This window comes from Haloferax massiliensis, assembly GCF_001368915.1.
Taxonomy (GTDB): Archaea; Halobacteriota; Halobacteria; order Halobacteriales; family Haloferacaceae; genus Haloferax; species Haloferax massiliensis.
The window spans coordinates 1,047,589-1,065,116 of record NZ_CSTE01000002.1 but is presented as its reverse complement, the minus strand read 5'-3'; the positions used below and the strand labels follow the sequence as shown (position 1 = coordinate 1,065,116).

The window sequence follows — 17,528 nt, the reverse complement described above, 5'->3', positions numbered from 1 at the left end:
GTCGTCAGTCGTCGCCGTTCGCGGCGTTCGCGGCGTCCGCACCGTCGGCGTCGCCCGGCGCGGCGTCCTGTCTGGGCCACGTGACCCCGTCGAGGAACGGGACGCCCATGCGCTGGGCGGCCTGCGAAATCATGTGCGCGCCCGTCGGCGCGGTGAGGAACAGGAACAACACCGTGACGAGCGCCATCAGTCCGTCGCCGTTGGGCAGGTAGTACACCGTCGCGGCGAGCGCGATGGAGGCCGCCCCCAGCGTGGTCGCCTTCGAGGTGGCGTGCATCCGGTTGTAGACGTTGGGGAACCGGAGCAGGCCGATGGTCCCGACGAGGAGGAAGAAGCTCCCCACGACCGTCAGGAGGATGACGAGCGCCGCGCGAACGGGACCGGCCGTCGCGGCGGCCGCGGTCTCTGCGGCGGTCATTCGATGATGTCCCCCTCCGTGACGTACCGAGCCACGGTAATCGTGCTGATGAAGCCGATGATGGCGAGCACGAGGCTCACGCCGACGAAGTAGCCCTGTTGGCTCCAGATGGCGTACAGCGCCGCGATGGCGACGACGTTCGTCCCGATGGTGTCGAGCGCGACGACCCGGTCGGGCACCGTCGGCCCGCGGATGACGCGGTAGCTCACGAGGAGCGTCAGCCCCGCGGCGAGCGCGAGGCCGGCGAAGAGGACGGCGTCCATCCACGCGAGGTACGCGGGCTCAGCCATGTTGCTCACCTCCCGGCGCGGCGGCGGGCGCGTCGCCGCCGTCCGCGGGGCGAACCCCGGCCTGCGGCGCGGGGTCGCCCGGTTTCAGTTCCTCGTCGAAGATGACGAGCGCGTAGTCCTCCCAGCGGCGGATGGGTTCGAGGGTGCCGTCGGGGTCGCTCCCGTCGATGCTGTGCACGTACAGCGAGTTGGTTTCGTCGTCGTAATCCATGGTCAGCGTCCCCGGAGTGAGGGTGATACTGTTCGCGATAGTCGTGATGGCGAGCGGCGTCCGCACGCGGAGCGGCACCTCGACCACGGCGGGGTCGATGGGCATCGACGGCGACAGCGTCCGCACCGCCACGTCGACGTTGGCCGTGAGGAGTTCCCAGAGGAACGTCGCGAGGTACAGCGCCGCGTAGGGCGCGACGCGGAGGCTCCGCGCGACGGGCGCTTCGTCGCCGTAGAACCGCCGGAAGAAGAAGGCGATGCCCATCCCGACGCCGAGGCCGATGATGAACTCCTCCAGCAGGCGCTGGGGCGTCAGTTCGACGCCGCGAACGAACAGCCAGAGGACGGCCATGATGACCCCCGAAACCGGCCAGCGGCGGCTCATCAGTGGCCACCTCCGCCGGATTCGAAGCCGACTCCCGGACCGTGCATCACGGCGTCGACGTAGCCGTTCGTGTCGAGGGCGGCGTGGGCCGCGGCGTCCGCGGCACCGAACAGCGCCTCGAAGCCGATACCGAAGCCGATGGCGGCGACGGCGAGCGCGACGACGACGGTCACCTGCGCGGTGAGTTCGAGCCGTTCGAGGGCGTCGTCACCGCCGTCGGTCCCGCGTTGGCCGCGCCCGCGGCGAACGCCTCCGCGGCCGCTTGGAAGACGAGGTACTTCCCGAAGAAGCCCGACAGCGGCGGGACGCCGATGAGCGTCAGCGCGCCGAGGAGGAAGCCGGCGGCGAGCACCGGCGCTCTGTCGGCGAGACCGCCGAGGTCGGAGAGGCGGTCGCTGCCGACGACGTCCTTGAGCGTGCCGCTCGCGAGGAACAGCAGGCTCTTGGCGATACCGTGGTTGAACGCGTAGACCAGCGCGGCGGTCACGCCGAGCGCCCGAACCGCCTCGGACGGCGCGGTCGCGGCCACCGCCAGCGGGAGGACGATGAAGCCAACCTGACTGATAGAGGAGTACGCGAGGATGCCGTCCACGTCGTCGCGGCCGACCGCGCCGATGCCGCCGAGGACGATGCTGACCGCGGCCATTGCGAACATGACCGGGCCGAAGAAGCCGAGGAACGACTCCCCGGTGATGCCGAGGAAGTTGAGGTCGATGGACGCCGCGGCGAAGACGGTGAAGTAGAGCCGGACGATGGCGTAGACGCCGACCTTCTTCACGACGCCGGCGAGCATCGCGGTCACCGGCGACGGCGCGGCGCGGTAGGCCGCGGGCACCCAGAACTGGAAGGGCGCGAGGCCGGCCTTTAGCGCGAACACCGAGAACAGCACCGCCGACAGGCCGAGCGTCGGCAGGAGTTCGATGTCGTAGGCGGCCGGTTCGGCCAGTCGCCGGGCGATGTCGGCCATGTTGAGCGTCCCGGTCGTGCTGTAGAGACCGCCGATGGCGACGAGCATCACCGCGCTCCCGATGAGGTTGAGCACGACGTAGTTGAGCGCCGCGCGGGTGTGCTCGCGGCCGGAGTAAAACAGCACGAGGATGTAGCTCGACATGAGCATCACCTCGAACCAGACGAACAGGTTGAACACGTCGCCGGTGAGGAACGAGCCGGTGACGCCGACCACCATGAAGTGGAACAGCGTGTGGTAGCTGAGGCGCTGGCCGAACGAGCCGACCGACGCGACGGAGTAACCGAGCGCCAGGAGCGACACGAAGCCGGTGAGCGCCAGCATGAACACCGACAGGGCGTCGGCGACGAGCGTGATGCCGAACGGCGCAGCCCAGTTCGAGACCTGATAGACGAGCGTGGTCGACTCGCCGCCGAGCGGCAGGACCACGGCGTCGAACAGGGCGGCGACGGCGACGAGGTAGGCGACGCCGCCGAGCAGGCTGACCGTCCGTTGGAGTATGTCGCTCGGGCGCGTGAGCAGCGTCAGAATCGCCGTCACGAGCGCCACGAGGAGCGGTGCGATGACGACCGTGCTCATCTGCTCCCTCCGAGTTCGTACATGTCGATTGTTCCGTGTTCCTCGTACACCCGGTAGGTCAAGACGAGCGCGAGCGCCGTCGTCCCGAAGCCGATGACGATGGCGGTGAGGACGAGCGCCTGCACGATGGGGTCCGAGGGTGCCGGACCGCTCGCGCCGTGTCCCGAGAGGATGGGTGCGAGCCCGTCGAATCCGCCCATGGTGACGAGGTAGACGTTGGCCGATTGGCTGATGATGCTGATACCCCAGACGACGCGAACCACGTCGCGTCGGAGCACGAGGTACGTGCCGATACTGAACAGGACGCCGAGCGTGGCGGCGAGGAAGAACTGGGTCATTCGTTACCGACCTCCGCGACGATGGTGAGCAGTCCGCCGACGACGGCGAAGAAGACGCCGAGGTCGAAGGCGAACGCGCTCGCGACTTCGAGTTCGCCGTAGATGGGCAGGTGCTCCAAGAAGAGCACGCCCTGCGTCAGGAACGGCGCGCCGAACGCGAGCGGGGCGAGGCTGGACGCCACGGCGATTGCGAGGCCGAGCGAGGCCATCCAGCGGTAGGTCTCGACGAGTCGGTGTCGCTCCGAGCCGTCGGGTTTGATGGCGAGCACCTCCCGCTGGATGAACTCCAGCCCGAAGATGATGTAGACGAGCGCGAACGCGGCCGCCGCGAGGACGGCCCCGATGAAGCCGCCGCCGGGGAGGTTGTGCCCGCGGAACAACAGCGCGATAGCCGTCACGAGGATGATGGGGACGACGATGCGCGCGACGGTCCGCGAGATGACGGTCGTCCGACCGGACGAGCCGTTCACTGGCCCTCACCCCGCGTCCGCATGCGAATCAGCGTCAGGATGGCGAGCGACGCCATCACGACGACCGAAATCTCGCCCATGGTGTCGAATCCGCGGAAGTCGACGAGGATGACGTTGACGATGTTCGACCCGCCGCCGTAGTCCGCGAAGAACGGCCCGTGTTCCGCCGGGACGCCGGCCCGAGACACGAAGAACTCCTGTAGCAGCGGGTCTGGGGAGGCGTCCGTCGAGAGCAGGACGGTGAGGAACACCGTCCCGCCGACGGCGAGCGACAGCAGGCCGTCGCGGACGGAGACGAGTCGGTCCGGCGCGTCGCCGTAGAACGCCGGCAGGCGGTCCAAGACGAGCAGGAAGATGACCAACACGAGCGTCTCGACGACCAGTTGGGTCAACGCGAGGTCGGGCGCGTCCGCGAGGATGTAGAAGATTGCGACCATGAAGCCGACGATAGACAGCGTCAGGACGCCCGCCACGTGCGACGGCGCGACGTCGACCGCAAAGGCGGCGACGAGCGCGACGAGGAGCACGAGCACGATGGGAATCGAGACGCTGAGTTCGCTGAACCCGGGCAGGGCGACGCCCGCGGCCGCGTAGCCGCCGAGCGCGAGCGCGACGAAGCCGAAGAGGCCCCACGTCGCGTAGGTGCGCAGGAGGCCGGTCTGAATCTTCGGCGTGACGGCGACGCTCGTCGTCGTCAGTCCCTCGACGAAGTTGTCGTACCACCAGTTCGCGCGGACGGGGCCGCGCAGCGCCGCGTTGATGGCGTCGTGGATGCGGTCGTAGAACGGGAAGGCGGCCGCACCGACGACGATGGTGACGATGCTCATGATCACGTACGGAGTGAGTTCGGTCGGGAAGTGGACCGAAAAGGAGTGCGCCTCGCCGGGGACGACGCTCCCGTACACGTCGCCGATGAGCCCCTCGATGAAGAGGTTCGGCTGGGCGGAGATGGCGAGGACGAGCGCGCCGAGAATCGCCGGCGGGACGAGCATCGCCACCGGCGGGCGGTGGACGTGGCCCAGTCCGTCGGGTTCGTCGCCGAAGAACAGCGAGGCGAACTTGATGGAGTAGAGGAACGTGAAGACGCTCCCGAACACCGCGACGACCGGGAAGACCCACGCGATGCCGCCCATGTGCTCGGCGGCGTAGTACGTCGACTCGAACAGCAGTTCCTTCGAGTAGAAGCCGTTGAACGGCGGGAACCCGGCCATCGACAGCGACGCGACGACTGCAATGACGGCCGTCACGGGCAGGTGTTTCCGGAGTCCGCCGAGGCGCTCTATGTTCCGCGTGCCGGCCTCGTGGGCGATGATGCCCGCGACCATGAACAGCGCGGCCTTGAAGCTCGCGTGGTTCAGGATGTGGAACGCGCCGGCCTCCGCGCCGTAGCTGTTGGCGAAGCCGAAGCCGGCGATGATGAGGCCGAGGTGCGAGGCCGTCGAGTACGCGAGCAGCTCCTTGATGTCGGTCGCGCTCACCGCGAGCATGGCCGCGACGGTCATCGTCAGCAGGCCGAGCACGGCGAAGACGAGCGTCCACTCGCCGAGCACCGCCGCGTCCTCGGGGAGGAAAAGCGGGCGGAATCGGCCGACGAGGTAGACGCCGGCTTTGACCATCGTCGCGGAGTGGAGGAACGCCGAGACCGGCGTCGGAGCCTCCATCGCGTTGGGAAGCCACACGTGGAACGGGACCTGCGCGGACTTCGTCGCCGCGCCGAGGCCGACGAGGACGAGCACGGGGACGAGCAGACCGGAGGCCGTCAGGACCTCGCGAATCGCGTCCGCGTGTTCGACCAAAAGCGGGATGCTGTAGGTCGTCCCCTCGATGGCCGTCGTCTGGCCGGACGCCCAGACGAGAAGCAGGAAGCCGACCAGCATGAACAGGCCGCCGGAGACGGTGATGAGCATCGACTTCCGGGCGGCGTACTGGGAGGCTTCCTCGCCGGTGTAGTGGCCGATGAGGATGAACGACGAGAGGCTCGTCAGCTCCCAGAAGACGAACAGGGCGACGAGGTCGCCCGCGAGGGCGACGCCGAGCATCGAGCCCATGAACGCCAACAGGGTCGCGTAGTATTTCGCCTGGCCCGGCTCGCCGTGCATGTATCCTCCGGAGTACGTGAGGATGAGCACGCCGACCCCGCTGGCGAGGAAGGCGATGAGAAGCGCCAACCCGTCTACGTGAAACGCCAGCGAGATTCCGAGCGAGGGAATCCAGTCGAACGGCACGGTTCCGTGCGCCCCCGCGAGATACTGGTCCGTCACGAGGCCGAGCGTGACCAGCGCGACGGCGGCCGCGAAGTACGCCGTGCGCTCACCCAAGAGCCGGTAGACTACCGGGGTGAACGCCGCGGCGAGAAACGGCAAGAAGACGACCGCGAGGACGACTTCCGGTGTGGGTTGCACGGGGGAAATTGCGGGAAGCGCCGACTTAGGTGTTGTCAAACCCGTTGGTTGTCCGGCATCGAAACGGGACGCCCGGTCGGTTTATTCGCTGATTTCTCAACTTCATGATTTTCTACTGAGGGCGAAATTTATATTCTCGGACGACGATAGTACGTCTTAGAGCACAGTCACCCCTTCGAGAATATTCGTCGCGCCGGCGGGATTCGTCCGCGCGGCCCGATCGGCGCTGTGCTCACGCGTCGCGTCGCCCGTCTCACCGACGAGCGCACGCGACTCCACCGCGTCGTCCGTGAGGGAGGCGGTCGCGCTGTCAGCCGTCTTCGTCCGCACGCGAGGTGTCCAATCAGAGATACTTGTCATAGTTTCTGGAGTCCCCGGTTCGGCCCTCTCTCACCCCGCTGGTCCGCCCTGAAAGCGGTCACCGTCTCGGGGGCGCAACTACTTTATACGCGCATTCGGAGGCTTTCATCAGAGATGGACGGACGTGCATCGAGCGACGAACTCTTGGATATACTCGGAGACACCGAGTCCCGGGCACTGCTCGTGGCGCTCCGCCGCGAGCCCCGCACCGCCAAGGAGCTCGGTGAGACGCTCGACCTCTCGCTTCCGACCGTGTACCGACGGCTCGACCGGCTGTGCGAGTGCGGTCTCGTCAGTTCGACGACCGAGGTCCGCGACGACGGCACGCACCGCCGCCGCTACGACTGCGACTTCGACGAGACGGTCGTCTCGCTTTCGGTCGAGGGGTTCCGGGCCGAGGTCCGCTTGACTCCCACGTTATCGAGCGAGCGAACCGAGCCCGGAGCCGACTGACGGCCGACCGTCCGCCGGCGTCTGCGCCCGTCCCTGTCACGTCCTTCGCAGCCCGTCGATCCCCGCTTCGCTGTCGTGTCTCGTTCTCCGAATCGGGTGTCAAACGGCGTCCTACCCGTCCTGAGGCCGGTTTTTCAGCGAGAGAAACTACACCTCTACATTTATAGCAACAACTGACAATCTGAGATTCATGATACGTCCAGGCGCGCGCTCCGGGCAGGGAGACGCGCAGCGTCAGGGCAGGGGGGGAAACGAATGATAATCGACCCGTCACGGATGGCATCCGTCAACGGACCGGGACCCGACAGCGAGGTCGCGATGGACGCGCTCCGGGGGACTGCGAAGGGGGCAGTCTCGCTGGTCGCCGTCTACGGTGCGACGGCGTTCGACCTGTTTCACGTCGGTGAAACGGTCCGTGAGGACTTCAAAAGCCGCGAGGAACTCGTGGCGCATCTGAGTTCGCTCGCCGAGGAGACTCGGCGCGAGTTCATGGAACGCGGGCTGTTTTCCGGGCTGAGTCCGGTACAGAACAGCGTCGAGTACCGCTTCGAGGAACGCGACGGCTACGGCGTGTTGCAGGTCTACTGCGGCGGTCGCGGCATGCTGCTTTTCGTCGACCCCGACGAGAGCGTCGAGCCGCTCGTGAAGACCGCGTCACAGCTTCTCGGCGGGATGTAACCGACTCTCCGGAGCGCCGCGCTCCGGACCGAGAATCAGGCCGGGCCGAGAGCGGCCGCGCTCGTCGGCGTCTCCTCCACGAGAGGAGATACCGTACGGCGTGGGTCGGCGTGTCCGAGAGCCTTCGAACCGCCACATTTTATGCCTAACCGGGGAAACGAGCGCCATGGACCAGTTGCGGCAGTCCCTTCTCGACGCGCCGATCATCGAAAAAGGAGACTACGAGTACTTCGTTCATCCCATCAGCGACGGCGTTCCGATGCTGAAGCCGGGGCTCCTCCGCGAGATCGTCATCAAGATCATCCGCAAGGCGAACCTCGAAAACGTCGACAAAATCGTCACGCCGGCGGCGATGGGCATCCACATCTCGACGGCCGTCTCGCTGATGACGGACATCCCGCTCGTCGTCATCCGCAAGCGCGAGTACGGCCTCGACGGCGAGGTGTCGCTCCACCAGCAGACGGGCTACTCCGAGGGCGACATGTTCATCAACGACGTCAACGAGGGCGACCGCGTGCTCGTCCTCGACGACGTGCTCTCGACCGGCGGCACGATGAAGGCCGTCCTCGACGCCCTCGACCACATCGGCGCGGACGTCGTCGACACCGTCGCCATCATCAAGAAGGCCGGCCCGAACGAGCTCGACGACTCGGAACACCACGTCAAGACGCTCATCAACGTGACCGTCGAAGACGGCGAAGTCGTCATCGTCGACGAGCACGGCGACGACTGACCCGACACCGACGCGGCCGCGGCGTCATCGCCGCGTCGCGTTCGCCCGCGGATTTCCGCCTCCGCGGGGCCTTTTTGTGACCGGGCCGTACCGGGGAGCGATGACATCGGCGCTTTTCATCGTCAGCGAAGACGGCTACTGGGGCGAAGAGTGCATCGAGCCGCTTACGAGCTTGACCGACGCCGGCGTGGACGTGACCGTTGCGACGCCGACGGGCGGCGTGCCGGTCGTCGACGAGCGCTCTGTCGACCCCGACGAGGTCGGCGAGGAACTCGCCGAGCGCGTCGTCGAGGTCCACGAGAACGACGAGCGACTCCAGAACCCGGAGCCGATCGCGCGGGTCGACGCCGACGAGTACGACGCCGTGGTGTTCCCCGGCGGCCACGGGACCGCGTGGGACGTCAATCAGGACCGACACGCCCGGCAGGCGCTCCTGCAGGCTGTCGCCGGCGACGGCTCGAAGGCGCTCGTCGTCTGCCACGCCGTCGGCATCCTCGGGTTCACCCGCGAGGCCGACGGCTCGTTCCTCGTCGAGGGGCGCGAGGTCACCGGCTTCCCCAACGAGTGGGAGGAGGGCATCGTCGACGACGACGACCTGATGCCCGACGGTCGGAAGCTTCCCTACTGGGTCGAAGACGAGGTGAAGGCCGCCGGCGGCGTCTGGGACGCCGAACTCGACAGCGACACGAGCGTCACCGTCGACGGCGACCTCATCACCGCGCGCGGCCCCGGCTCGTCGGCCGCGGCGGCCCAGACGCTGTTGGACGAGTTAGACGCGAACTAGTCGGTTCCGTCCGGGCGGCACCACCCGTCGCGGGAGAACGTTTTTTCGTCGGTCGGTCGTCGGAACTGCTGTGGAACTCGCAGCGCTCTCGCTCGAACCCGGAATGACGGGACGAGGCATCGAAATCTGTTACGACGACGACGACCAGCGGTATCTCCGTCTCTTTTCGAGCGACACCGGACCGTACGGTGACGACGTGACCGGCGGCGAGTTCACGTACATCGGAGAGGGACGGACCGGTGACCAGACGCTCACCGGCGGAAACAAGTTTCTGGCGCGGGCGAAACGCCACACGTTACCGATATTCTTCTTCCATCGGGAATCGGGGGAGGCCGACTGGGAGTACCAAGGTCAAGTCGAAGTCGTCGATTACGCGTGCGGACCGTTCGAAGGCGACGACAGGGACGTCTATCGATTCGTGCTTCGCCGCCGTCACGAAACGCGGGACCGAGTCGACGACGAGGAAGCCGCCGCGGACCTCGCGCCCGCGGAACGCACCGAGACGACGCGGAGCCGAATCATTCGGAACACGGCGCTCGCAACCGAGTTGAAGGCGCGGTACTCCCACACGTGCCAGGTCTGTGGAGAGCGCCGTCGCCGGGGTGTTCACGACGGATACGCCGAGGCGCATCACCTCAGACCGCTCGGTCGGCCCCACGACGGCCCGGACGTCGAGGCGAACCTCCTCGTCCTCTGTCCCGACCACCACGCGGATTTCGACTACGGCATGATAGCGGTCGACCCCGAGACGCGCGCTATCTCTCACGCCTACGAGCGCGAGTTAGACGGCGCTTCGCTCTCTGTCCGCGAGGACCACGACCTCGGTTCCGCGTTTCTCGACTACCACAACCGAACCATCGCGTCGTTTTGACCGCGCTCGCTACTCGATTTTGAACACGGCCTCTTCGATGCTTTCGCTTCGGCACTCCGGACACCGCGAGGGGTAGTTCACGGGGTCGTCGAAGGCGGTGAAGCCGCAGTGGTTGCACTCCGGCGGCGCGACGAGGAACTGCTCGCCGTCCTCCCCGTGGACCGTTCGGGCGACGTGTTGGAGGTGGCCGTACACCGACGACACCGAGACGCCGACGCTCGCCGAGAGTTCGGAGGCCGTCGCGGGGTCGTCGCGGAGGGCGTCGGCGATGCGCTGGCGGGCCGTCGTGTCGGACTCCCGGGCAGTCATATCGCTGGGTTGGGAGTCGAAGGGAAAATCCCTTGCGCCGTCTCCCGCCGAGAAATGTCAGCAAGATAGAGAGGATGCAAAAAGGCCTTGTCCACGTGGCGGGATTTGGGGATATGAAGGCAGTCGTCCTTGCCGGTGGGTACGCGACGCGTCTGTGGCCGATTACCAAACACCGACCCAAGATGTTCTTACCCGTCGGTGACCAGACGGTCATCGACACCATCTTTGAAGACCTGGAGGCCGACGACCGGGTCTCGGAGGTGTTCGTGAGCACGAACGAGCGCTTCGCCGGCGCGTTCGAGGAGTACATCGACGAGTCGCCGTTCGAAAAGCCGACGCTGTCGGTCGAAGACACGAGCGAAGAAGACGAGAAGTTCGGCGTCGTGGGCGCGCTCGCCCAACTCATCGACCGCGAGGAGGTCGACGAGGACCTCGTCGTCATCGCGGGCGACAACCTCATCAGCTTCGACGTGGGCGACTTCGTGGACTTCTTCTACGAGAAGAACGCGCCGTGTCTCGCCGCCTACGACGTGGGCGACAAAGAGCTCGCGAAGGCCTACGGCCTCGTCGAACTCGACGGCGACCGCGTCATCAACTTCCAAGAAAAGCCCGAAGACCCGAAGAGCACGCTCGTCTCCATCGCCTGCTACGCCATCCCGGCGGGCGACCTCCCCAAGTTCGACGAGTATCTCTCCGGCGACAACAACCCCGACGAGCCCGGCTGGTTCATGCAGTGGCTCCAGCAGAACGGCGACCTGTTCGCCTACACGTTCGACGAGGCGTGGTTCGACATCGGCACGCCCCAGAGCTACCTCGACGCCGTGGCGTGGTATCTCGGCGGCGAGAACTACATCCACGAGTCGGCGACGCTCACGAACACGGAGGTCGGCACCAACGTCCACGTCATGGCCGACGCGGTCATCGAGGACTCCGTTCTCGAAGAGTCCGTGGTCTTCCCCGGCGCGGTCATCCGAAACGCGGAGCTCAAGAACTCCATCGTCGACGAGGAGACCCACATCGATAGCCTCGACCTCTCGAACGCCCTCATCGGGGCGCACTCGCGGTTGACGAACGAGCAGTAACGCCGACCCGCGGTTCGAGCCGCGGACGCGGGTTCTTGTTTCTCAGCCGAGGTACGCGTCGGTGATGCGGAGCCGGCCGTGGGTCCCCTCCCACTCCGTCTCGTACTCCAGTTCGATGGGTCGGTCCATGTGCGGACCGTCGGTGACGAGCGTCTCGAACTCGCCGCCCTCGCCGAGGATGTGGACGCCGTACCGCTCGTTGAGCGCCTCCAGTTCGTCGAGCGCGTCGGCGTCGAGCGTCCGGCCGAGCCACGACTCGTCGAGGCCGTGGGCCGCGACCTGAATGATCGTGATTTCGAAGCCCGCCGAGAGCATGGCGTCGCCGAGTTCGCGGGGGTCTTCCTGCCACAGCGGGGCGAACAGGTCGATTCCGAGGCGGTCGCACATCGCCTGAATCCGGTCGGTCTGGAACTCGCTTTCGATGGCCCCGGCGGTGACGCCCGCGAGGTCGATGTCGGACTGGAGTTCCGACAGCGCCGCTTCGAGCGGTTCGAGCTCGGCGTCGCCCTGCGCGCCGGAGTCGTCGGCGTCGGTCGCTTCGAGGTCGCCGGGGTGGACCTCCACGAGTTCGATGCCGGTGCTCTCGGCGGCGAGCGCGGCGAGGTCGGTCGCCGGGACGTGGTACATATACGAGTCGTCGCTGGGGTGGACGGTCAGGAGGCGGGTGACGTTCAACCCCTCTTCGAGCGCGCGATAGAGCGCCCACGAGGAGTCCTTTCCGCCGGAAAAGAGACTGACCCACTCGGCTGTCATTAGAGGCGATAGCGCGTTGGGGGAGATAGGCGCTACGGTGTGGGCGTCGCGGGCGCGTTTCGCGCGGCTCGCATCACATGTAGCCCAAATCCCGGAGCCGACCCATCAGGTCCTCCTTGTCCTGCGCGCGCCCCTCGCGTTCCGCGCTCGCGCCGAGGTCCTGCACCCACGCGGGGCGGTCGTCGGACTTCGCGGAGCCGGACTCGGTGCCGAGCGAGCGGTAGCCCTCGAAGTACTTCGGCGAGACGGGGAGGTCACCGGGTTCGACGCCGTCGGGGAGGTCGTCGGACGTCTCGGGGACGTGGCCCGCGGGATAACCCTCGACCGAGTCGGGGACGATGTAGTTCCAGAACGCCGCCCACACGTCGGCCTCCTCGAACTGGAGGATCGAGTGGACGCGGTCGTGCGGCGGGTACTTCTCGGAGTCGTGACGGGGGCTGAAGAACGTCTCGTCGGCGCGAGACTCCTGTTCGTCCCAGCGGACGCCGGAGAAGACGCCGTCGAAGCCGCGGTTCTCGATGGCGTCGTTGAGCGCGACGGTCTTCAACAGGTGGTTGCCCTCGAAGGAGTCGGCGTCGAGGACGACGGTCTCGCCCTCGTAGCCGAGGCGGGCGAGTTCGCGGCGGGTGTCGTCGCCGAGGGCCGAGAGGGGAATCTCGTCGCCGGGCGACGCGCCGAGGCGCGCGAACTCCTCGTTGCGGGCGACGACGAGGTCGAGGCCCCAGCGGTCGGCCCACTCGCGGACGAACGCCTCGGTCTCGTCGAAGTGCTCGAAGTGGTCGATGAAGACGACGGGCGGCACGGGGACGCCCATGTCGGCGGCGACCTCGCGGACGACGTAGAGGACGAGCGTGGAGTCCTTCCCGCCGGTCCACATGACGGCCGGGCACTCGTACTGTTCGAGGGCGGTCGCGGTCACCGCGGCCGCCTTTTCGAGTTTGTCCGCCAGCGTCGGGTAGTCCGCGGCGGTCTCCTCGCGGCCGTCGTCGTAGTCGACGTCGAGGTAGTCGGGGAACGTGTGAACCATACAACAGGAATCGCTCGCAGAGAATATCGCTGTTTCCGCTGTGGGACGGTCGCAGTCGCTCTCGAAGCGGGGCCGCGAAAAAGTGGCCGCGACGCGGCGTTCGCGTCAGGCGTCGGCCGTCGTCACATGTAGCCGAGGTCGCGCAGGCGCTCCATCAGGTCCTCTTTGTCCTGGGCGCGGCCCGCGCGCTCGGTCGTGTTCTCCATGTCCTGCAGCCACGCCGGTTCCTCGGCGGACTTGTCGGTCGAGACCTCGCTGCCGAGACTCCGGAAGCCGGCGAAGTACTTCGGCGAGACGGGCACGTCCTCCTGCGTGACGCCCTCGGGGAGGTCGGTGTCGCTCGTCGGGACGTAGCCGTCCTCGGGGTAGTTCTCGACGGTGTCGGGGACCGCGAAGTACCAGAAGGCGTCCCAGACGGCGCTCTCTTCGAACTGGAGGATGGGTTGAATGCGGTCGTGCGGGGGGTAGATGTCGGGGTCGTGACGGGGGCTGAAGAACGTCTCGTCGGCGCGGGCCTCCTGTTCGTCCCAGCGGACGCCGGAGATGACGCCGTCGATGTCGTGTTCTTCGAGGGTGTCGTTGAGCGCGACGGTCTTCAGCAGGTGGTTGCCGACGTAGGTGTCGAGCAGGAAGGGGAACGTGTCCTCCTCGTATTCGAGGATTTCACGGACGTGGTGCTGGTTGTGCTCGGAGAGTTCGGACACGGGGATGTCGTCGCCGGGTTCCAGACCGTTCTCGTCGACGTACGCGCCGACGTCCTCGTTACGCGCCCAGATGACGTCGAGGTCCCACTCGTCGGCCCAGTGCTCGACGAAGTCCATGATCTCGTCGAAGTGCTGGTAGTGGTCGATGAAGACCGCCGGCGGGACTTCGAGGTCGTAGCGCTCTGCGACCTCCTTGATGAAGTAGAGCGTGAGCGTCGAGTCCTTGCCACCGGTCCACATCACGGCGGGGTTCTCGTACTGTTCGAGCCCCCGCTTCGTGACCTCGATGGCCTTCTCGATTTTGTCCTCGATACTCGGGTAGTCCTCCGGCGTCTCTCCCTCACCGTCGGTGTAGTCGACGTCGAGGTAGTCCGGGAAGGCTTCGGCTTCCGACATGGTGTGTAATTACATCTAATTAGGACGTGTAAATGCTTTTTGCCCGAGAAGTCGTGTGGGGCGCGATACCACCGAACACGATTTGGGCCGCTGGCTCACGTGGGTCGGCGGTGACGGGATGGGAAGATACGACGCGTTTAGGAGATGAACTTGTTGTCGCGCCAGTTGATTCCGCTGTCCGAGGAGCCGTTCTGCTGCGGGTTCTCGACGACTTCGACTGAGGCGGCACGCACCTCGCCCTCGACGATGCGCGTCGCCTGCAGTTCGTCGCCCTCCTCGGTGATGGCGGTCAGCGTCCCCTTCTCCGAGAGCATCGCAATCTCGCGGAGCACGAGGAACATCGGGTACTGGAGCGCCGTGTTCTGGAGCACGGTTTCGAGGTCGCCTTTGAAGCAGGCGAACTCGACGAGTTCGGAGGGAATCTCCTCTTCTTCTTCATCTCCCCAGTTGGGCGCGCCGGCGCGGGGCGGCTCTTCTTCGTAGACGCGGTTTTCCGTCACGCTCGCTTTCAACTGAGCCGTCGGCGTGTACTTGCTGAGGTTGTCGTCGGCGGAGACGGCTTTGATGATGAGTGTGTTGTTTCGGCGGGTGATGTCTACGTTCTCGACCTCAGGTGGGAGTTCTGGGTCGTTTTCGAAGTAGTCCATCACGTCTTCGAGTGGCAGTTCCAACGTCGAATGGAGTCGATATACGCGGCCTGACATTGTTGGCTTCGGTATCGACGAGAGCCACGGTGCGGGCGCACCCGGATGGCGATACCTGTGTTCGTGTACGAGTTCGAGGCTTATATGGCCTCCCCTTCGCGGTAGGCGAGAGATAAGAGGCCGGCGTCGGGCCGCAGTCCGGCGGTCTGTCGGGGTCGCTTCGGGCGGTTAGTTCGCGCCGGTCAGGGTCGCTTCGAGGTCGCCGCGCTCGTCGAGTTCTTCGAGGATGTCGCTGCCGCCGACGAACTCGCCGTCGACGAACGTCTGGGGGATGGTCTCCCAGTCGCTTTTCTCCTTGAGCGCCTCGCGGTAGTGCGGGAGCGCGGGCAGTACGTCGACGGTCTCGAACTCGTCGACGTACTGGGAGATGAGGTCGACCGCCTTCGCCGAGTAGCCGCACTGCGGCATCAGGCGGTTGCCCTTCATGAACAGAACGACGTGGTTGTTCCCGACCGCCTCGTCGACGCGGGTCTGTACTTCCTCCGGGTCCAAGCTCTCCGGTTGGAACGTCATGCACCCAGATAACGGCCGGGCGGACAAAGGAGTTGCGTCGCGGTCAAACGGGTACCGCCCGTACCGACCGAGCCCCCGACTTACTGCTCGCCGACGCGGACGACGTTGATGAGCGAGTGGACGGGGACGCCGTCTATCTCTTCGACGCCCTGCTTGTCGACGATGACCACGCACGCGAGCGGTTCGCCGCCCTCGGAGCGGATGGCGTCGATGGTCTCGCGGAGCGTCGTGCCGCTCGTCACCGTGTCGTCGACGATGAAGCACTTGCGGCCCTCGACGGGCGAGAAGTTCCGGGAGAAGCCGCCGCCGAGGTCTTCGAGGTCGCCTTCGTCCCACTGGTGTTTCGCGGGCGAGTACGCGCCGAGCGTCGTTTCGAGTTCGCGCGAGACGGAGGTAGCGAGGGGGACGCCCGCCTTCTCGATGCCGACGGTCACGTCGGCCTCGCCGTTCGTCTCCATGAGCAGGTCGGCGAGCGCGCGCCCGACGTAGGTGAGGCGCTTGCCGCCGCTCCCGATGGCGTTCCAGTCGACGTGGATGTCGTCGGGGCCTTCGGGTTCCGCCTTTGGTTCGGGTTCGGTCGCCGCACCGCTTCGTTCGACAAGCCAGCTGGCGGTCTCGCGGGAGACGTTCAACTCGTCGGCAATCTCGCCTTTCGAGAGGCCGCGGTCCGCGAGCTCAGCCGCGCTGGCGATGAGGTCGTCGACGTTCTTCATACAGTACCGAATTCGATGGCGGTTTTTATAGTGGTGTCGTCGTCTTCGAATGCTGCTTCGAACTCCGAAAGCGGGTAGACGCCGGTGACCAAATCGCGGAGGAACCACCGCGGGAGCTTGGTGAACGTCACGGTCGCGGCCTCGAAGTGCTTGACGTGGGAGTTGACGCTGCCGACGAGCGCCTTGTTGTGGAGCACCATCTCGCGGTGGAACGCCCCGGCGTCGACCTCGAACTCCCAGTCGCTCGGGACGCCGAGGAGCGCGGCCACGCCGTTGGGCGCGAGCGCCTGCACCGACTGGATGGCGTGTTTGGGGAAGCCGGTCGCCTCGTAGATGAAGTCCATGCCCTCGTGTGCGCTCGGAATCTCCTCGACCGGGGTCTCGCGGGAGTCGACGTACGTCGCGCCGAGTCTCTCCATGATGTCGATAGTCGGGTCGGGACGGTCGCGCCGACCGAGGCAGTAGAGGCTCTCGTAGCCCTTGTCGTCGGCCTTCAGCATGGCGAGCGTCAGGAGCCCGAGGCTCCCGTTGCCGAGGACGAGCGCCGACGAGGGGTTCCAGTCGAACGCGGACCGACTCGCGTAGGCGTGCTCGCGCGCCTTCTCGGTGATGGAGATGGGTTCGATGAGGAAGCCGAGGTCGGCCTGCGAGCGCGGGATGCGAACGAGGTAGTTCGAGGGGCTGGTGAAGTACTCGGACATGAAGCCGTGCGCGCCGACGATGCCGCGTTCGGCGTACATCCCGTCGGGGGCCATGTCGGGTTGGTCTTTCTCGAAGTACTCGTTTGTCCCCGAGGCCGGCGGGCGGCGGACCGTCGGCACGACGACGTCGCCTTCCTCCAGTTCGGTGTCGTTCGGGTCGACGACGACGCCGACCGCCTCGTGGCCGAGCACGAGGTGGTCTTCGCCCTCGGGGAACCCGCCGTGGCCGCCGGCGATGACCTCGTGGTCCGTCCCGTCCACGCCGACCCGAAGCGTCCGGACGAGCGCCTCCCCGGCGTCGGGTTCCGGTCGCGGCTTCTCGATGACGACCGGTTTGTCTTCCCCGCGCTCGACGGCGATTGCTTTCATACACCCACCAACGTACCACCCCACCAAAAGACTTATTCTATGATGAGTAAATAATTCATCCACGGTGAGCGCCCAGCGTCGTCACACCAGCCCATGACGAACCGCACCGCGCGGCCCAGCCTGTCCAGCCCATCCGTGCCGGCGCTCGCCGAACCCGTGCCCGAACCGTGCTGAGGCCGATACCCCGTGCCTGTCGGCCTCTGCGGCGGTTTTGGTTTTCTCCTGACGTTCGCTCGGCTCAGCGACGCGTTCGTCCGACTCGGAAAAGAGCGCGTGTCGATTCGGCGGGATTCGGCGGAAGGACGCCCCGGCGGCCCGG

The 17,528-nt window shown here is 66.4% G+C and carries 21 protein-coding genes and 1 pseudogene; 6 read left to right on the top strand and 16 right to left on the bottom strand.

What is annotated here, in order from left to right:
* Window positions 1–4: 4 nt before the first annotated feature.
* The 8 genes and pseudogenes from mnhG to BN996_RS20105 all read right to left on the bottom strand — a co-directional run bounded on the left by mnhG (window position 5) and on the right by BN996_RS20105 (window position 6,389).
* Window positions 5–418, bottom strand: a complete 414-nt coding sequence (gene mnhG, locus BN996_RS09495) for a monovalent cation/H(+) antiporter subunit G (protein WP_089778522.1) — start codon at window positions 416–418, stop codon at window positions 5–7.
* A complete protein-coding gene (locus BN996_RS09490; RefSeq protein ID WP_089778520.1) occupies window positions 415–708 on the bottom strand; it encodes an MrpF/PhaF family protein in 294 nt (97 codons plus the stop codon). Before BN996_RS09490 ends, mnhG begins: the two co-directional genes overlap by 4 nt.
* A complete protein-coding gene (locus tag BN996_RS09485) occupies window positions 701–1,303 on the bottom strand; it encodes a Na+/H+ antiporter subunit E (RefSeq protein WP_089778518.1) in 603 nt (200 codons plus the stop codon). Before BN996_RS09485 ends, BN996_RS09490 begins: the two co-directional genes overlap by 8 nt.
* Window positions 1,303–2,849 (bottom strand): annotated as a pseudogene (locus BN996_RS09480) (complex I subunit 5 family protein). The gene BN996_RS09485 and the pseudogene BN996_RS09480 overlap by 1 nt, the downstream one beginning before the upstream one ends.
* Window positions 2,846–3,187: a sodium:proton antiporter gene (locus BN996_RS09475; protein WP_004043872.1), complete on the bottom strand. Its 342-nt coding sequence runs from the start codon at window positions 3,185–3,187 to the stop codon at window positions 2,846–2,848. Before BN996_RS09475 ends, BN996_RS09480 begins: the two are co-directional and overlap by 4 nt.
* Window positions 3,184–3,657: an MnhB domain-containing protein gene (locus BN996_RS09470; RefSeq protein ID WP_089778516.1), complete on the bottom strand. Its 474-nt coding sequence runs from the start codon at window positions 3,655–3,657 to the stop codon at window positions 3,184–3,186. The genes BN996_RS09475 and BN996_RS09470 overlap by 4 nt, the downstream gene beginning before the upstream one ends.
* Window positions 3,654–6,059, bottom strand: coding sequence for a hydrogen gas-evolving membrane-bound hydrogenase subunit E (gene mbhE / locus BN996_RS09465; protein WP_042662204.1), 2,406 nt, complete (start codon window positions 6,057–6,059; stop codon window positions 3,654–3,656). The genes BN996_RS09470 and mbhE overlap by 4 nt, the downstream gene beginning before the upstream one ends.
* Window positions 6,060–6,215: 156 nt before the next feature.
* Complete coding sequence (locus tag BN996_RS20105) at window positions 6,216–6,389, bottom strand: hypothetical protein (RefSeq protein WP_167344102.1); 174 nt, start codon at window positions 6,387–6,389, stop codon at window positions 6,216–6,218.
* Between the two features lie 144 nt (window positions 6,390–6,533).
* Between BN996_RS20105 and BN996_RS09460 the strand changes: the two genes are divergently transcribed.
* The 5 genes from BN996_RS09460 (at window position 6,534) to BN996_RS09440 (ending at window position 9,938) form a co-directional block, all read left to right on the top strand.
* Window positions 6,534–6,872 (top strand): ArsR/SmtB family transcription factor, encoded by a 339-nt coding sequence (locus BN996_RS09460; protein ID WP_042662203.1) that lies wholly within the window; start codon window positions 6,534–6,536, stop codon window positions 6,870–6,872.
* A 276-nt stretch (window positions 6,873–7,148) separates the two neighbouring features.
* Window positions 7,149–7,550 carry a hypothetical protein gene (locus tag BN996_RS09455; protein ID WP_042662202.1) on the top strand — a complete coding sequence of 134 codons (402 nt, stop codon included), beginning with the start codon at window positions 7,149–7,151 and terminating at the stop codon, window positions 7,548–7,550.
* Window positions 7,551–7,716: 166 nt separating this feature from the next.
* The gene (gene hpt / locus BN996_RS09450) at window positions 7,717–8,283 is read left to right on the top strand and encodes a hypoxanthine/guanine phosphoribosyltransferase (protein WP_004970945.1); all 567 of its coding nucleotides are present in this window, start codon (window positions 7,717–7,719) and stop codon (window positions 8,281–8,283) included.
* A gap of 100 nt (window positions 8,284–8,383) precedes the next feature.
* Entirely contained in the window at window positions 8,384–9,067 is a 684-nt protein-coding gene (locus BN996_RS09445) for a type 1 glutamine amidotransferase domain-containing protein (protein ID WP_042662201.1), read from the top strand.
* A gap of 70 nt (window positions 9,068–9,137) precedes the next feature.
* Window positions 9,138–9,938, top strand: a complete 801-nt coding sequence (locus tag BN996_RS09440; protein WP_226908729.1) for an HNH endonuclease — start codon at window positions 9,138–9,140, stop codon at window positions 9,936–9,938.
* 9 nt (window positions 9,939–9,947) lie between these two features.
* On the opposite strand, the gene BN996_RS09435 is transcribed toward BN996_RS09440, so the two are convergent.
* Complete coding sequence (locus BN996_RS09435; protein ID WP_042662199.1) at window positions 9,948–10,247, bottom strand: transcriptional regulator; 300 nt, start codon at window positions 10,245–10,247, stop codon at window positions 9,948–9,950.
* A 113-nt stretch (window positions 10,248–10,360) separates the two neighbouring features.
* On the opposite strand from BN996_RS09435, the gene BN996_RS09430 reads away from it, so the two are divergent.
* Window positions 10,361–11,329 carry a nucleotidyltransferase family protein gene (locus BN996_RS09430; RefSeq protein WP_089778514.1) on the top strand — a complete coding sequence of 323 codons (969 nt, stop codon included), beginning with the start codon at window positions 10,361–10,363 and terminating at the stop codon, window positions 11,327–11,329.
* Window positions 11,330–11,371: 42 nt separating this feature from the next.
* Here the strand turns inward: BN996_RS09430 and BN996_RS09425 are convergent, their stop codons facing one another.
* The 7 genes from BN996_RS09425 to BN996_RS09395 all read right to left on the bottom strand — a co-directional run bounded on the left by BN996_RS09425 (window position 11,372) and on the right by BN996_RS09395 (window position 17,209).
* Window positions 11,372–12,082, bottom strand: coding sequence for a diphthine--ammonia ligase (locus tag BN996_RS09425; protein WP_089778512.1), 711 nt, complete (start codon window positions 12,080–12,082; stop codon window positions 11,372–11,374).
* A 73-nt stretch (window positions 12,083–12,155) separates the two neighbouring features.
* Window positions 12,156–13,109: a phosphoadenosine phosphosulfate reductase family protein gene (locus BN996_RS09420; protein ID WP_089778510.1), complete on the bottom strand. Its 954-nt coding sequence runs from the start codon at window positions 13,107–13,109 to the stop codon at window positions 12,156–12,158.
* A gap of 122 nt (window positions 13,110–13,231) precedes the next feature.
* Entirely contained in the window at window positions 13,232–14,209 is a 978-nt protein-coding gene (locus BN996_RS09415; RefSeq protein WP_089778509.1) for a phosphoadenosine phosphosulfate reductase family protein, read from the bottom strand.
* Between the two features lie 137 nt (window positions 14,210–14,346).
* Window positions 14,347–14,913 (bottom strand): DUF7110 family protein, encoded by a 567-nt coding sequence (locus BN996_RS09410; RefSeq protein WP_089778506.1) that lies wholly within the window; start codon window positions 14,911–14,913, stop codon window positions 14,347–14,349.
* Window positions 14,914–15,081: 168 nt separating this feature from the next.
* Window positions 15,082–15,426: a glutaredoxin family protein gene (locus BN996_RS09405; RefSeq protein ID WP_089778503.1), complete on the bottom strand. Its 345-nt coding sequence runs from the start codon at window positions 15,424–15,426 to the stop codon at window positions 15,082–15,084.
* A gap of 80 nt (window positions 15,427–15,506) precedes the next feature.
* A complete protein-coding gene (gene gfcR, locus BN996_RS09400; protein ID WP_042662191.1) occupies window positions 15,507–16,139 on the bottom strand; it encodes a transcriptional regulator GfcR in 633 nt (210 codons plus the stop codon).
* A complete protein-coding gene (locus tag BN996_RS09395; protein ID WP_089778501.1) occupies window positions 16,136–17,209 on the bottom strand; it encodes a glucose 1-dehydrogenase in 1,074 nt (357 codons plus the stop codon). The genes gfcR and BN996_RS09395 overlap by 4 nt, the downstream gene beginning before the upstream one ends.
* Window positions 17,210–17,528 lie beyond the last annotated feature (319 nt).